The following is a 13,525-nucleotide window of genomic DNA, read 5'->3' as shown; positions in this document are numbered from 1 at the left end:
GCGGCACGGCCGGCTGGGCGCCGCGGGTGTCGCAGCACGAACCGCAAACCCTGGAGTCCGCATGTACATACCGCGCGCAGCGTGGCGCGACGGCACCGCCCGCACCTCCCTCCTCGACGCCACCGTCGTTCGCCGGCGACCCTCCTTCCTCTCGGGCCGCGTCGCGTCCGCCGGGCGGCAGTCGTGACGGGGCACGCGTGGCTGCTGCTGGTCACGCTCGTCGTCGCGATCGGCGTGCTGGTGCTGCTGATCAACTCGCGGCTCCGGTTCCATCCGTTCGTCGCGCTGATGCTGGTGTCGGTCGGCGTGGCGCTGGTGGCGGGGTTGTCCACCGAGCAGATCGCGGAGTCCGTGGAGAAGGGTGCCGGGGGCATCCTCGGCGACGTCGGCATCACGTTGGCGTTCGGCGCGATGCTGGGCCGACTGCTGGCGAACTCGGGTGCCACCGAGCGGATCGCCAGGGTGATCGTGGACCGGGCCGGGGTGCGTTCGCTGCCCTGGTACATGGCGGGTGCTGCGTTCGTCATCGGGATCCCGATGTTCTTCGAGATCGGGCTGATCGTGCTGCTGCCGCTGATCTTCAGCGTCGCGCGGCGGCTCCAGGACAGCGGCCGGTTCAAGGGATCGCCGTACGTCTACCTCGCCACCCCGACCATCGCGGCGCTGTGCACCCTGCACGGCATGGTGCCGCCGCACCCGGGTCCGCTGATCGGTGTCGAGGGGCTCCACGCCGACCTGGGCACCACCATCCTGGTCGGTCTGATCTGCGCGGTACCGACGATCGTGCTCTCCGGACCGGTGTACGGGCGCTGGATCGCGCCGCGGCTGGCCGTCCACCCCGACAAGGAGCTGGTCGCACAGTTCTCCGGACCGGTTGCGGCAGGCGGGGGCTCGCAGACAGGCGGCACGGACACGGCAGGCACGGACTCGGGAGCCGGCGGCAGCGACGCGGGGGACGGCGCCGCCGGGTCGGACCGCGGCGACGCCCCGGCGGAGGACCCCGGGCAGCTCCGTACGGCCGCGCCCGCACGGAACGGACGAGACGCACGGGGCGGCGGGGTCGCGCTCGGCTGGGCCCTGGCCGTGGTCCTGGTACCGGTGGTGCTGATGCTCCTGCGCACCGTCGCGGAGCTGGCTCTGGCGGAATCCAGCCCGGTGCGGCACGTGCTCACCTTCACCGGGGAGCCGGTGGTCGCGATGTTCGCCGGGTTCCTGTTCGCGCTCTTCGCGCTGGGCTACCGCAGCGGACAGTCGGCGGAGAAGGTGCGCGAGTCGCTGACCGACAGCATCAAGTCCGTGGCCGGAGTACTTCTGATCATCGCGGGCGGCGGTGCGTTCAACCAGGTGCTGGAGGACAGCGGAATCGGCAAGGCCATCGAGTCCGCTGCGACAGGGGCGCACCTCAACCTGCTGCTGCTCGGCTGGCTGATCGCCTTGGTGCTCTCCTTCTCCACCGGCTCGGCAACTGTCGGCATCGTCGCCGCCACCGGCATCATCAGCCCCATGGCCGGCCACGGCGGTGAGGAGAGTTCCTTGCTGGTCGTCGCCATCGGTGCCGGCTCCATCGGTCTCAACTACGTGAATCACGCCGGGTTCTGGCTGGTCAAGGAGTCCTTCGGCATGACCCTCGGGCAGGCCACCAAGTCGCACACGGCGATCCAGACCCTGGTCAGCGTCTGCGGACTGCTGATGGCCCTGTTGATCTCGGTGTTCGTCTGACCTGTCCGCTCCGGTGGCGCCGTCCCGGACCACGTCGGCGCGGTCCGGGGCGGTGCTCCGTACGGACCGGGCCACCGCGCCGGCGCACGTGGCGGTCGGCAGGCGTCCGGTGTGCCGGTTCCGCCTCTGCCCGGACCGCGGTGCACCGGGTGCACCGTCTGCGTGCGGCAAGCCGGGCGGATCAGCACCGCGGCTTGCGCCACTTCCCGTCCGTCGACCCGCGCACGTCCAGCCGGTACGGGGCGAGGTGGACCTGGAACGGTACCTGTTCCGTCGCGCGGATACGGGCCGTCAGGGACTTCACGGCCAGGGCGGCCAGAGCGGTCTTGTCGGGGACGACGGAGGTGAGGGGAGGCATGCTGTAGCGGGCCTCCTCCGTCCCGTCGATGCTCGCCACGGCGACGTCTTCGGGAATGCCGATGCCCGCCTCGTGCAGGGCCCGTTGGGCGCCGACCGCCAGCAGGTCGCTGAAGCAGAAGACCGCGTCGGGTCGCTCGTCGGCCGGCAGGGCGGCCAGGGTACGCATGGCCAGCAGCCCGTTGCGGCGGTCGAAGTCGTCCACGGGTGGCGCAAGCCGGGGGTTGAAGGTAAGACCGGCCTCGTGCAGGGCCTGCTGGAGCCCTTCCAGGCGCTGTCTGCTGGTCGCTGTCGCCATCCGGTCCACGCCGATGGCGGCGATCCGGGTACGGCCGAGAGCGGCCAGGTGTGCGGTTGCCTCGCGGGCCGCGGCGACATTGTCGATGAGGACATGGTCCGCGACCACGTGCTCGCGGTCGTAGCTGCGCTCCCCGAGCAGGACCAGTGGGAACTCGCTGGCGACAGGGGCGAGTTCCGCAGGCGTCACCCGCAGGGGCGAGAGGATCACGCCGTCCAGCAGCGAGGCGCCGACGCCGGTCGCCAGCCGCAGTTCCTCCTTCGTGTCCCCCAGTGTCTCCTCGATGAGCACGGTGAAGCCCAGCGCCGCGGCCTCCGTCCGTACGTGGTGGGCCAGTTCGGCGAAGTACGGCGTGGCCAGGTCCGGTACTGCGAGGGCGATGAGGCCGCTGCGCCCGGTGCGGAGCCGGCGTGCCGAGACGTTCGGGCGGTAGCCGAGTTCACCCACGGCGTGCATCACACGGGCCCGTGTCGACTCGGACACCCGCGGAGCGCCGCGTACGACGTTGGACACGGTCTTGATGGACACCCCTGCGCGCTCGGCCACGTCCTTGAGCGTCACCGCTGCCACGAAAAGCCCCCTCGCGCTTGCTCTTCCTTGATTATGCACGAGCTTCGCGTGCGGGCGGCAGCCAGGAGGGGGCCTGGCCTCCGCCGACTGATTCCCGTCGGAGGGTTGACCTCGGAGACGCACGGAAGTTACAACGTTGGAACCGCTAGCAAGCGCTTGCACCACCGCAGTCGGGCCCGCAGCAGCGGGAGCCGCCACGACTGCCCGCTGACTGGCATCCGAGCTCCGCCACCCGCCTCATGAGAGGGTCCGCATGTCTCCGCACTGTTCGAACACCCCGCTGCGCACGGCCGTGGTCGGCACGGGAGATATCGCCCGAGGAAGCCACCTGCCCGCGCTGCAGACGCTGGCCATCGAGGGCGAAGCCGAGGTCGTCGCCGCGGTCGACCTCGACGCCGACGCGGTGCGTGCCTTCGCCGACATGGCCGAGATCCCGTACGCCGCCACCGGTCTCGACGCGATGCTGGCCGAGATACGCCCGGATCTCGTCGTGCTCTGCACCCCGCCCGCGGTGCACCGGGAGCAGTCCATAGCCGCGCTGCGGGCCGGCGCCTGGGTGTGGTGCGAGAAGCCGCCGTGTCCCTCGCTGGCCGACTACGACGCGGTCGCCGCCGAGGAGAAGGGCGGCGAAGACGATCCGTACGCCTCGATCGTCTTCCAGCACCGCTTCGGCTCCGGCGCGCGCCACGTACGCCGGCTGCTGCACGGCGGCGCGTTCGGCCGGCCGCTGGTGGCCCACTGCCAGACCACCTGGTACCGGGACGCCGCCTACTACGCCGTGCCGTGGCGCGGCCGCTGGGCGACCGAGGGCGGGGGCCCGGCGATGGGGCACGGCATCCATCAGACGGACCTGCTGCTGGACCTGATGGGGCCGTGGACCGAGGTGCGGGGCATGGCGGCGCGGCTCGTGCACGACGTGGAGACCGAGGACGTGTCCACGGCGCAGGTCCGGTTCGCCGGCGGGGCCGTCGGCACCGTCGTCAACAGTGTGCTGAGCCCGGACGAGGTCAGCCGGATCCGTATCGACTGCGAACGCGCCACGGTGGAGCTGACCCATCTGTACGGCCACCGCAACGCCGACTGGCGGATCACCCCGGCCCCGGGCGTCCCCGAGGAAACGGTCGCCGCCTGGCGCGACTTCGGCCCCGACGAGCCGAGCTCACACCTGGCCCAGCTGCGCGCCCTCGTCGCCGACATCAAGGCCGGGCGGCGCCACGCCACGAGCGGCACCGGCGGCCGGCAGACGCTCGAATTCATCACGGCCCTGTACAAGTCCGCGTTCACCGGAACGCCCGTGCGCACGGGCGACGTCGGACCCGGCGACCCTTACTACACCGCGCTGCACGGCGGTGCTCCGGGCTGGGCCCCGGCCGAGTCCCTCAAGGAGGAGGAGCACGCATGACGCTCGCACTGACCCACGCCCACGGTGACCGGATCACCGTGGCCCACGAGGCGTCGGGAACGGAGCTGTTCGCCTACGTCTACCGTCCCGAGGCCGCGTGGGAGGCGCCCAAGCCCTACCTCCATCCGGTCCGGACCCTGGCCGGCGGGCTCGTCACCGACTACCGCCCCAACGATCACCGGTGGCACAAGGGGTTCCAGCTCACCGCCTCCCACCTGTCGGGCCAGAACCTGTGGGGCGGCAACACCTATGTGCACGGCGAGGGATACCTCGCTCTGCCCGAGAGGGTCGGCTCGATGGCGCACGTCGCCTTCGAGGACGTCTCGGTCACGGGCGACCGCGCCGTCATCGCGGAGCACCTGGTCTGGCACCCGCACGACGGGGAGCTGTGGGCCGAGGAGGAGCGGCGCATCGAGGTGGGCGACGTCGACACGGAGTCCGGCTCCTGGGCGTTCACCTGGACGTCCGCGGTGACCAACCGGCGTGCCGAGCCGCTGCGCTTCGGCAGCCCCACCACCCACGGCCGACCCGCTGCCGGCTACACCGGGCTCTTCTGGCGCGGGCCACGCGCTTTCCGCGACGGCCGGGTCTTCACCGCACAGGCGGACGGCGGTGACGGTGAGCTGATGGGCAGCCAGGCCCCCTGGCTCGCCTACGTCGGTGAGCACGACGGACGCGACGGCCACGCCACGCTCGTCTTCGAGCACGCCCCGGCCAACGACCACGCGGGCGAGAAGGGGACACACCCGGCCCACTGGTTCGTGCGCAGCGATCCGTTCGCCGCGGTCGCGCCCTCCTGGGCGTTCCACGAGGAGCTGATCCTGGCACCTGGCGACACCCTCTCCCGGAGCTACCGCGTGCTCGTCGCCGACGGGGCATGGGACCGCGAGCGGGTCGCCGCACACCTGGAGTCACTCGCGTGGTGAGCAGCAGCGCGGGCTACAGCGGCTTCCCGGGCGCCGTCGGCGTCTCCCGGCTGCGTGTGTACGACTGGCCCACCGTAGACGGGCTGCCCGGCGGCGGCACACCGCACCTGCATCTCGCGTGCAGCGAGGGGTACATGGTGACGGCGGGCCGCGGAACCGTACAGACCCTCACCACCTCCGGTTACCGGGAGACGCCCCTGGAGCCGGGCACCGTGGCCTGGTTCACGCCCGGCACGATCCACCGCCTCACCAACGAGGGCGGACTGGAGATCACCGTCGTGATGCAGAACAGCGGTCTGCCCGAGGACGGTGACGCGGTGCTCACCCTGCCGCAGGACTCTCTCGCCGATGCCGGGACGTACGCGGAGGCGGTCCGCATCCCCGGCGACGCCTCCGAGGAGGCGCAGGCTCAGGTGGTACGGGCCCGCCGCGACCTGGCGACCCGCCGCTTCCTGGAACTGCGCGAGGCCACCGAGGGCGGCGACCCCGGGCCGCTGGCGGCCTTCCAGCGGGCGGCCGCCGAGCTGGTGCGGCCTCTGCTGGAGACGTGGGAGCGGCGATGGCACGGCGGGGCGCGGGCCGCCGCCGCCACGACACAGGCCCAACTCGCCGCGCTGCGCGACCGCGACGCGCACCACCTCACCGAAGGGCGCGTCACCGCGACCGGGCCCACCGCACACGGACGCTTCGGCATGTGTGGCCGGCTGGACGTCTACACCGGCATCTGACACCCCCGTCTGCGCAGACGGCCGTGCCCGCCTGTCCGCGGGCCCCTCCATCCACTCCCCCATCCTGGAAGGCACCCATGCCCGAGCCACGACGTGACCGGCCCCGGCTGCCGCGCCGGGCTGTTCTGGCCTCGGCAGCCGCCGGTCTCGGCACCGCCCTGACAGGCACACTCAGCGCGTGTTCCACCGCGAGCGGCGAATCGTCCCACGGCGTCACCCTCACCTTTGCCTGGTGGGGCAACGACGACCGCGCCACCCGCACCAAGAAGGCCGTGCGGCTCTTCGAGAAGGAACATCCCGGCGTCACCGTCCAGACGTCGAATGCGGACTTCGCGTCCTACATGCAGAAGCTGGCCACCCAGGCCGCAGGTGGCGGCATCCCCGACGTCGCCCAGCTCGACTACCGCCAGATCTCCCAGTACGCCGGAGGGAAAGCGCTGCTGCCGCTGGGCGACGCCATCGAGGACGGCACGATCCGAACATCCAAGATGGACAGGGAGTTGGTGCGTACAGGCACCTTCCTGGGAAAGTCCTACGCACTGCCCATGGGCCAGGGCATCACGGGTTACGCCTTCGACTCCCGGATGTACCGGAAGGCCGGCCTCCCCACCCCCGAGCCGAGCTGGACCTGGCAGGACTGGGCCGAGGCCAACAGGCGGATCGCGGCGCTGCATCTGAGATCCCCCGACGGGCGCCGTGTCGCCGGCGCCAACGACGGCGGGACCAACGAGGACGTCTTCGAGGTGTGGCTCCGCAGCCGCGGCGGGAAGCTCTACGCGAGCCAGACCGAACTCGGGTTCACCGAGGACGACCTCACGGACTTCTGGACGTTCTGCAACACGCTCCGTAAGGAAGCAGCCGTCGCACAGGCCAAGGACACCTCACAGGCCAGGACCACGGAGTTGACCCCGATGGGCCGCGGACTCGCCGCCGCGGACTTCACCTGGGACGCGACGTTCCCCGGATACCCCGCGCTGCTCGGCGAGAAGGACATCCACTTCGCGCCGGTACCCACCACCCGCGGCCGCCAGGGCACCTACTTCAAGCCGTCGATGCTCCTGGGCATCGGGGCCGAGAGCAAGCACCCGAAGGAGGCCATGGCCCTGGTCGACTTCCTCCTCAACGACCCACGTGCGGGCGACATCCTCGGCTTCACCCGTTCCACTCCGCCCAACCGGGAGATCGCAGCGCGCGTCGCCACGACGCTCACGGGACCTGAGCGGGAGATCTACGGCTACGCGCAACGGATGAAGAAGTACGGCATCGACGCACCGCCGCCCGCGCCGCCGCGGGGCGACGTAGCGATCCAGACCGCCTTCAACCGCTCGTATCAGCGCGTGATGTACGAGCTGACTTCCCCGCGGCAGGCAGCCCGCGAACTCATCGACGAGGCCAACCGGGAGCTGAGGTCATGAGCACCGTTTCCACCAGAGCCCCTGCGCCCGGCCGGCACCCGACGCAACCGCACAAGGCGACCAGGCGCCCGGGCCGACGACGCGAGAAGCAGTGGCCCGCCTATGTGTTCCTCTCCCCATGGATGATCGGCGCAGGTGTGCTCACCCTCTTGCCGATGGCCGTGTCCCTGTACCTGTCGTTCACCGACTACAACCTGCTCGACCCTCCGCACTGGGTGGGGCTGCGCAACTACACCGAGATGCTCACCGAGGATCCCCGCTACTGGCGGTCGGTCGGCACCACGCTGCTGTACGTCGTGGTCGCCGTTCCGCTCAAGCTGGCTCTCGCACTCGGGGCCGCGATACTGCTGAAGAACCTCAGCTGCGGCCGGGCCTTCTACCGCTCCGCCTTCTACGCCCCCTCGTTGCTCGGGGCGAGCATGTCGATCGCCCTGGTGTGGCGCGCGCTGTTCAACGACGGGGGCTCGGTCTCCCACGTCCTGGGCTGGGTAGGCATCGACACCGGCGGCTGGGTCGGCAATCCCGATCTGGCGGTGTTCGCCGTCGTCCTGCTGACGGTGTGGCAGTTCGGCGCACCCATGGTGATCTTCCTGGCGGGGCTGCAGCAGATCTCGCCCGACCTCTACGAGGCGGCCGAGCTCGACGGCGCGGGCCGCTGGCGGCAGTTCGTCTCCGTCACCGTGCCGATGCTCTCCCCGGTCGTCTTCTTCAACCTCGTCCTGGAGATGATCCAGTCCTTCCAGGTGTTCACCCCGGCTTTCGCCATCAGCTCCGGCGACGGCGGGCCCGCGGACTCCATCAACTTCTACACCCTCTACCTCTACGAGCGCGGCTTCAGCGCCTCGCACATGGGCTACGCGGCGGCCATGGCGTGGATGCTGCTCCTCGCCATCGGCGCCCTCACCCTTGTCCTTTTCAAGACCTCCCGGTCCTGGGTCTTCTACGCGGATGAGGAGGAACGATGAACCTCGCCACCAAGCGCCTGCTGCCGCACACGGTCGCTCTCCTGGGCCTGCTCGTCCTGCTGTACCCCCTGGCCTGGCTGCTGGCCACCTCGTTCAAACCGGCCGACGAGGTGATCACCAGCCTCGATCTGTGGCCCAGCCACATCGCGTGGTCGAACTACACGACGGCTCTGGAGGGCGTGTCCGGGATCTCCGTGACCCGGCTCCTCGGCAACTCGCTGCTGGTCGCCGGGGGTGCCGTCGTCGGCAACGTGCTGTCCTGCTCGCTGGCCGCCTACGCCTTCGCCCGGCTGCGCTTCCGCATGCGCAAGGTGATGTTCACCTTCATGGTGGCGACGCTGATGCTGCCGCACCACGTCGTGCTGATCCCGCAGTACATCATGTTCAACCAGCTCGGCATGGTGGACACCTACTGGCCGCTCATCCTGCCGAAGTTCCTGGCCACCGAGGCGTTCTTCGTCTTCCTGATCGTGCAGTTCATGCGCGGCCTGCCGCGCGAGCTGGAGGAGTCCGCGCGGATCGACGGCTGCGGCGCCTTCCGCACCTACTGGTCCATCACGCTCCCGCTGAGCCGTCCCGCGCTGATCACCACGGCCATCTTCACCTTCATCTGGACGTGGAACGACTTCTTCACGCAGATGATCTACCTGTTCGCGCCGGAGAAGTTCACGATCACGCTGGCCCTGCGCAGCTTCGTCGACCAGTCCAGCACGTCCGCCTACGGGCCCATGTTCGCGATGTCCGTACTCTCGGTGCTGCCGATCGTGCTGTTCTTCTTCGTCTTCCAGCGCTATCTCGTGCAGGGCATGGCGACCTCCGGGCTGAAGGGCTGAGCCGCCATGGACGAACGGCTGCGCACCGCGCCTCTTCCCACCGGCGGGGAACGCACAGAACGCCGGGGCCTGGGAGAGCTCTTCCCGGCCGGCTTCACCCTCTTCGCCGACATGTTGCTCGTCGGCCTGCTCACGAGCGCCGCCTGCCTGCCCGTCCTCACCGCTCCCGCCGCGTTCGCCGCCGCGTCCCGCAGTGTCCGCAGCGCCGCGCAGGGCACACCGGCCGGCGCCCGCGCCTACTTCGGACATCTGCGCGCACACCTGTCCGTGGCGAACCTGGCCGCGGGCCTGCTCCCGCCCCTGTTCTCCCTGGTCCTGCTGGTCGATGCCGCCCTGCTGCGCAGCTCGCTGCCCGGCTCCGGCGCCTTGGCACCGGCGCTGGCCCTGACCGCCCTCGGTGCCGCGGTCGTGGGCCTGCGCGCCACCGCTCTCGAAGCCCCGCACCGGCTGTCCGCCCGTGCGGCACTGACCCGCGCCGCCATCGACCCGCGCGGAACCCTGCTGCTGGCCGTCGCCGTACTGCTTGCCGCGGCCCTCGCCTGGTGCATGCCGCTGTTGCTTCCGCTCCTGCCCGGACCGCTCGCGTTCGCCGCCACCGTCGTGGACCTCAACGCCCCCACAGACGGACAAGCCGACTGACGCCCTTCCTGCCCACCACCACTGCGTACAACACGACCGGAGATCCCGCATGCCCCCCACTCACCTGGACGCCGCAGGCCACCCCAGGCCGCAGCTGGTCCGCGACCCCGACTGGCAGGACCTGGGCGGTCCGTGGCAGTTCGCCTACGACGACGCGGGCCACGGCCGCCGGGAGCGGTGGATGGACCCGGATGTGACCGCTCCCTTCACCGGGACCATCGTCGTGCCGTACCCGCCCGAGTCCGCGGCCTCGGGTGTTCACGACACCGGATTCCATCCCGTTCTCTGGTACCGGCGCACCGTCGAGGTGGCCAGGCCCGCTCCCGGCCGGCGCCTTGTCCTGCACCTGGGCGCCGTCGACCACCGGGCCGACGTGTGGGTCAACGGCCTCCTGGTGGACCGCCACGAGGGGGGACACACCGGGTTCTCCTGCGACCTCACCAACGCCGTCGTCCGGGACGGGGAGCAGGTGATCGTCATCCGCAGCGAGGACCAGCCGCTCGACGCGGCACAGCCCCGCGGAAAACAGGACTGGCGCCAGGACCCGCACACCATCTGGTATCACCGCACCTCCGGCATATGGCAGCCGGTGTGGCTGGAGGATGTTCCGGACACCCATGTGACCTCCCTGCACTGGACGCCCGACGTCGCCCACGCCCGCGTCCACTGCCGAGTGCACCTGAACCGCTGGCCACAGGCTCCCCTGCACCTGACGGTGCGGCTCACGAGCGGTGGCCGTGTCCTGGCCGAACAGCGGATGAGGGCCGACGAGCAGGAGACGGCCTTCGACATCTCGATACCCGCGCTGCGGCATGCGCAGGACCTCGACGAGCTGCTGTGGTCCCCGGAGCAACCCCACCTCGTGGACGCCTCCGTGGCCCTCGACGACGCGACGGACGACACCCCCGTCGACCGTGTCACCTCCTACCTCGGCCTGCGCGACATCGGCTGGGACGACGGCGTCTTCCTCCTCAACCACAAGCCGTACTTCCTGCGCTTCGCCCTTCAGCAGGGCTACTGGCCCGCCTCCCACCTGGCCGCCTCGAACGACGAACTGCGCCAGGAGGCCGAACTGGCCAAGCAGATCGGCCTCAACGGGCTGCGCCTCCACCAGAAGATCGAGTCCCCCCGCTTCCTCTACTGGGCCGACCGTCTCGGTCTGCTGCTGTGGGAGGAGATGCCGTCCGCGTACGCGTTCGGCACCACGACCATGGAACGCGTGGTCAGTGAATGGACCGAGGCGATCTCCCGCGACCTCAGTCATCCCTCGATCGTCGCCTGGGTACCGGTCAACGAGTCCTGGTCCGTTCCCCATCCCGCGCTCGTCCCGGCACAGCGCCACTTCATGGATGCGCTGTACCACCTCACCAAGGCCCTCGACCCCTCACGTCCGGCCGTCTCCAACGACGGATGGGAGATCTCCGCAGCCGACATCTGGGGCGTCCACGACTACACCCAGCGCGCAGACACGCTGCGCGAACGCTACGGCCATTCCACTCTGCGCCAGGGCGAGTTCACCGAACGGTGGCCCGGCGCACGAAGGCTCACGCTGGAGGGGACACACCACCGAGGACAGCCCGTGGTACTCACCGAGTTCGGCGGGGCCACCTACGAACCCGCCACAGGTGCCACGTGGTTCGGCTATGACACCGTCGCCACTCAGCAGGACTTCACCGACCGGCTGACCGCCCTGGTGGGAGCGGCTGTCAACTCGGGGCTCGCCGGGTTCTGCTACACCCAGTTCACCGACACCGAGCAGGAGACCAACGGCCTCCTCACTCCGGACCGCCGGCCGAAGATACCTCTGGAGGAGCTGCGCGCCATCCTCACCCAGGTCCGCACCCGACCCGCTCACGGCGCATAGCGGCGGCTGCCGTAGGGGTCACACGCGGGAGCGGGCCGACAACCAGCGCGCCGTCACGTCCACCACCTCGCGGCCGGACGTGCAGAACCCATGGCCCTCTCCCGCGACCGGGTGCCATGCGGTGCGCGGGCGACGGGCCGCGGCGTCGCGGGCGACCGTGAAGGAGATGTGCTCGTCGGCGTCCCCGTGCACGACGAGCGCCGGCACCTCGGACGCCAGGAAGGCGGCCAGCGGGTCCGCCTCCGCACACTCCTCGAACAGCCGCCGCCCGAGCTGGAACCTGCCTTCGATGTCGAGCCACCCCGTCTCCTCCAACGGCCGTTTGTCCCCGTAGAGCGCGCGAGCCCGCGGCAGCGACGGAGTGAGGAACGTGCCGCGCAGATCGAGTACGGGTTGCCACAGCACGGCCGAGACAAGAGGCAGTTCCCGCAGGGAGAGCGTCGTACTGACCGCACCGAAGCTGGAGGCGACGACCGACACCTGGCCGCCGGCGGCTGCCACCGCCGCGGCCAGGTCCAGCCGCTCCCCCGCGATGGTCGTCTCGTGCGGTGCGCCGTCGCTCCGGCCGTGTCCGCGGAAGGAGAAGCGGAGTACGGAGAAACCGTCCGCCGCGAGCCGTTCGGCGAGGTGGACGAACAGGCCCTGCTCGTCCAGGTCTGCCGTGATGCCGTGCGCGAGCACCACGGCCGGGCCGCTGCCGTGGCGTACCGATTCCAGTCGCAGCCCGTCCACCGTCGTGATCACCATTGCGCCCCCGGCGGTCGGCCTCGGGCCACGGCGATGGCGCCGGAGAGGCGTTCGCCGGCCTCGTAGATCATGTAGGGGACGCCGCCTTCCGTGCCGAAGGTCGGCGACGCGACCCGCCCGTTCTCCGGCGCTGTGCCGGCCGAGTCGTAGAAGACACCGAGGTGTGTGCGCCGGTCGAAGGCGTTGCCGACCTCGGTGACCAGGAGGTTGCCACCGCTCTCCTTGTCGCTGTTGTAGACGACGTAGGTGGTGCCGTTCCGGGAGAGCAGATGCGGGCCACCGACGTTCACCGCGCCCACCGCGGAGTGATCGATCAGCGGCTCCTGATCGAACTCCCAGGTGCGGCCGTCCGCCGACCAGCCCCAGCCGACGTCACGGTGGTCGTCCGTCTTGTTGCGCATGAAGAGCATGACGTAATGGGCGCCCCGTGCGGGAAGTTCATGGGGGAAGACCCGGGCGTAGGAGGTCTCCGTCGTGCCCTCGGGCAGCATGTCCGTGGTCAGCACCGTGCTGTCGTAAGTGAAGTGGATGCCGTCGGTGGAGCGGGCGAGCCGGGTCGTGGTGTTCTCGCCGTGGAAGTACAGCCACAGCTCGCGCGCGCCCTCGTGCCACATCACGTGCGGTGACGAGACGTGGCTGACGTCGTAGTGCGGTTGCCAGACGTTCGACACGACGGGGTTGTGCGGGTACTCCGTGAACGGACCCTCCAGGGAGTCACCGTAGGCGAGGCAGATGCCGCCGGGCGCATCGTGCGGCGCGTAGTAGAGGTAATAGCGTCCCAGCGGGTCGGCGAGCTTGTCGTACACCCCGCGGACGCACGGAAAGATGATCTCGCCGGTCGGGTTGTACGCGAGATCGTCGGGGTTCAGCAGCGTGCGTAGGTGACGGTAGTCGGGGAATCCGCCGGGCGCGGCGGACGCGGGGCGGGCGGCGAGGCCGCCCACCGCGAGCAGGGCTCCGCCGGCGGTGGCCGTGCGCAGGAAGTGCCGTCGGGCGAACTCCATGAGGTGCTCCTTGGGGAACCGGCCGCCCCCATGGCTGGGAGGCGGGGACGGAGGTACT

At 70.4% G+C, this 13,525-nt stretch carries 13 protein-coding genes; 10 read left to right on the top strand and 3 right to left on the bottom strand.

The features are described from left to right. Positions 1–61: 61 nt before the first annotated feature. Both H297_RS44290 and H297_RS0116915 read left to right on the top strand, forming a co-directional pair. The gene (locus tag H297_RS44290) at positions 62–187 is read left to right on the top strand and encodes a hypothetical protein (protein ID WP_486589541.1); all 126 of its coding nucleotides are present in this window, start codon (positions 62–64) and stop codon (positions 185–187) included. Continuing rightward, positions 184–1,719, top strand: a complete 1,536-nt coding sequence (locus H297_RS0116915) for a GntT/GntP/DsdX family permease (protein WP_027738034.1) — start codon at positions 184–186, stop codon at positions 1,717–1,719. Before H297_RS44290 ends, H297_RS0116915 begins: the two co-directional genes overlap by 4 nt. A 181-nt stretch (positions 1,720–1,900) precedes the next feature. Here the strand turns inward: H297_RS0116915 and H297_RS0116910 are convergent, their stop codons facing one another. Beyond that, positions 1,901–2,944 (bottom strand): LacI family DNA-binding transcriptional regulator, encoded by a 1,044-nt coding sequence (locus H297_RS0116910; protein ID WP_027738033.1) that lies wholly within the window; start codon positions 2,942–2,944, stop codon positions 1,901–1,903. 253 nt (positions 2,945–3,197) lie between these two features. Here H297_RS0116910 and H297_RS0116905 point away from each other — a divergent pair, with 253 nt between their 5' ends. The 8 genes from H297_RS0116905 to H297_RS0116870 all read left to right on the top strand — a co-directional run bounded on the left by H297_RS0116905 (position 3,198) and on the right by H297_RS0116870 (position 11,716). After that, entirely contained in the window at positions 3,198–4,346 is a 1,149-nt protein-coding gene (locus H297_RS0116905; RefSeq protein WP_027738032.1) for a Gfo/Idh/MocA family protein, read from the top strand. Next, positions 4,343–5,272 (top strand): DUF6807 domain-containing protein, encoded by a 930-nt coding sequence (locus tag H297_RS0116900; RefSeq protein WP_027738031.1) that lies wholly within the window; start codon positions 4,343–4,345, stop codon positions 5,270–5,272. The genes H297_RS0116905 and H297_RS0116900 overlap by 4 nt, the downstream gene beginning before the upstream one ends. Continuing rightward, positions 5,224–6,000, top strand: a complete 777-nt coding sequence (locus H297_RS0116895) for a cupin domain-containing protein (protein ID WP_199787215.1) — start codon at positions 5,224–5,226, stop codon at positions 5,998–6,000. The genes H297_RS0116900 and H297_RS0116895 overlap by 49 nt, the downstream gene beginning before the upstream one ends. A 77-nt stretch (positions 6,001–6,077) precedes the next feature. Beyond that, entirely contained in the window at positions 6,078–7,415 is a 1,338-nt protein-coding gene (locus H297_RS0116890; protein ID WP_027738029.1) for an ABC transporter substrate-binding protein, read from the top strand. Then, on the top strand, positions 7,412–8,380 hold the full coding sequence (locus tag H297_RS0116885; RefSeq protein ID WP_027738028.1) for a carbohydrate ABC transporter permease: 969 nt from the start codon (positions 7,412–7,414) through the stop codon (positions 8,378–8,380). Before H297_RS0116890 ends, H297_RS0116885 begins: the two co-directional genes overlap by 4 nt. Beyond that, the gene (locus H297_RS0116880) at positions 8,377–9,213 is read left to right on the top strand and encodes a carbohydrate ABC transporter permease (RefSeq protein WP_027738027.1); all 837 of its coding nucleotides are present in this window, start codon (positions 8,377–8,379) and stop codon (positions 9,211–9,213) included. The genes H297_RS0116885 and H297_RS0116880 overlap by 4 nt, the downstream gene beginning before the upstream one ends. 6 nt (positions 9,214–9,219) lie before the next feature. Further along, positions 9,220–9,852: a hypothetical protein gene (locus tag H297_RS0116875; protein WP_051351911.1), complete on the top strand. Its 633-nt coding sequence runs from the start codon at positions 9,220–9,222 to the stop codon at positions 9,850–9,852. Positions 9,853–9,901: 49 nt separating this feature from the next. Next, complete coding sequence (locus H297_RS0116870; protein WP_027738025.1) at positions 9,902–11,716, top strand: glycoside hydrolase family 2; 1,815 nt, start codon at positions 9,902–9,904, stop codon at positions 11,714–11,716. An 18-nt stretch (positions 11,717–11,734) separates the two neighbouring features. Here H297_RS0116870 and H297_RS0116865 read toward each other — a convergent pair whose 3' ends face one another. Both H297_RS0116865 and H297_RS0116860 read right to left on the bottom strand, forming a co-directional pair. Then, positions 11,735–12,463 carry an alpha/beta fold hydrolase gene (locus tag H297_RS0116865; protein ID WP_037794421.1) on the bottom strand — a complete coding sequence of 243 codons (729 nt, stop codon included), beginning with the start codon at positions 12,461–12,463 and terminating at the stop codon, positions 11,735–11,737. Further along, positions 12,457–13,467, bottom strand: a complete 1,011-nt coding sequence (locus H297_RS0116860) for a hypothetical protein (RefSeq protein ID WP_027738023.1) — start codon at positions 13,465–13,467, stop codon at positions 12,457–12,459. Before H297_RS0116860 ends, H297_RS0116865 begins: the two co-directional genes overlap by 7 nt. Positions 13,468–13,525 lie beyond the last annotated feature (58 nt).

The organism is Streptomyces sp. CNT360 (genome assembly GCF_000424785.1).
The sequence above is the reverse complement of the archived record's forward strand: the minus strand, read 5'-3'. Positions and strand labels throughout refer to the sequence as shown.

Excerpts from the sequence above, each read along its gene's own strand:
- H297_RS44290 (WP_486589541.1), top strand. The coding sequence starts at position 62 with ATGTACATACCGCGCGCAGCGTGGCGCGACGGCACCGCCCGCACCTCC.
- H297_RS0116905 (WP_027738032.1), top strand. The coding sequence starts at position 3,198 with ATGTCTCCGCACTGTTCGAACACCCCGCTGCGCACGGCCGTGGTCGGC.
- H297_RS0116900 (WP_027738031.1), top strand. The coding sequence starts at position 4,343 with ATGACGCTCGCACTGACCCACGCCCACGGTGACCGGATCACCGTGGCC.
- H297_RS0116895 (WP_199787215.1), top strand. The coding sequence starts at position 5,224 with ATGGGACCGCGAGCGGGTCGCCGCACACCTGGAGTCACTCGCGTGGTG.
- H297_RS0116890 (WP_027738029.1), top strand. The coding sequence starts at position 6,078 with ATGCCCGAGCCACGACGTGACCGGCCCCGGCTGCCGCGCCGGGCTGTT.
- H297_RS0116885 (WP_027738028.1), top strand. The coding sequence starts at position 7,412 with ATGAGCACCGTTTCCACCAGAGCCCCTGCGCCCGGCCGGCACCCGACG.
- H297_RS0116880 (WP_027738027.1), top strand. The coding sequence starts at position 8,377 with ATGAACCTCGCCACCAAGCGCCTGCTGCCGCACACGGTCGCTCTCCTG.
- H297_RS0116875 (WP_051351911.1), top strand. The coding sequence starts at position 9,220 with ATGGACGAACGGCTGCGCACCGCGCCTCTTCCCACCGGCGGGGAACGC.
- H297_RS0116870 (WP_027738025.1), top strand. The coding sequence starts at position 9,902 with ATGCCCCCCACTCACCTGGACGCCGCAGGCCACCCCAGGCCGCAGCTG.
- H297_RS0116865 (WP_037794421.1), bottom strand. The coding sequence starts at position 12,463 with ATGGTGATCACGACGGTGGACGGGCTGCGACTGGAATCGGTACGCCAC.
- H297_RS0116860 (WP_027738023.1), bottom strand. The coding sequence starts at position 13,467 with ATGGAGTTCGCCCGACGGCACTTCCTGCGCACGGCCACCGCCGGCGGA.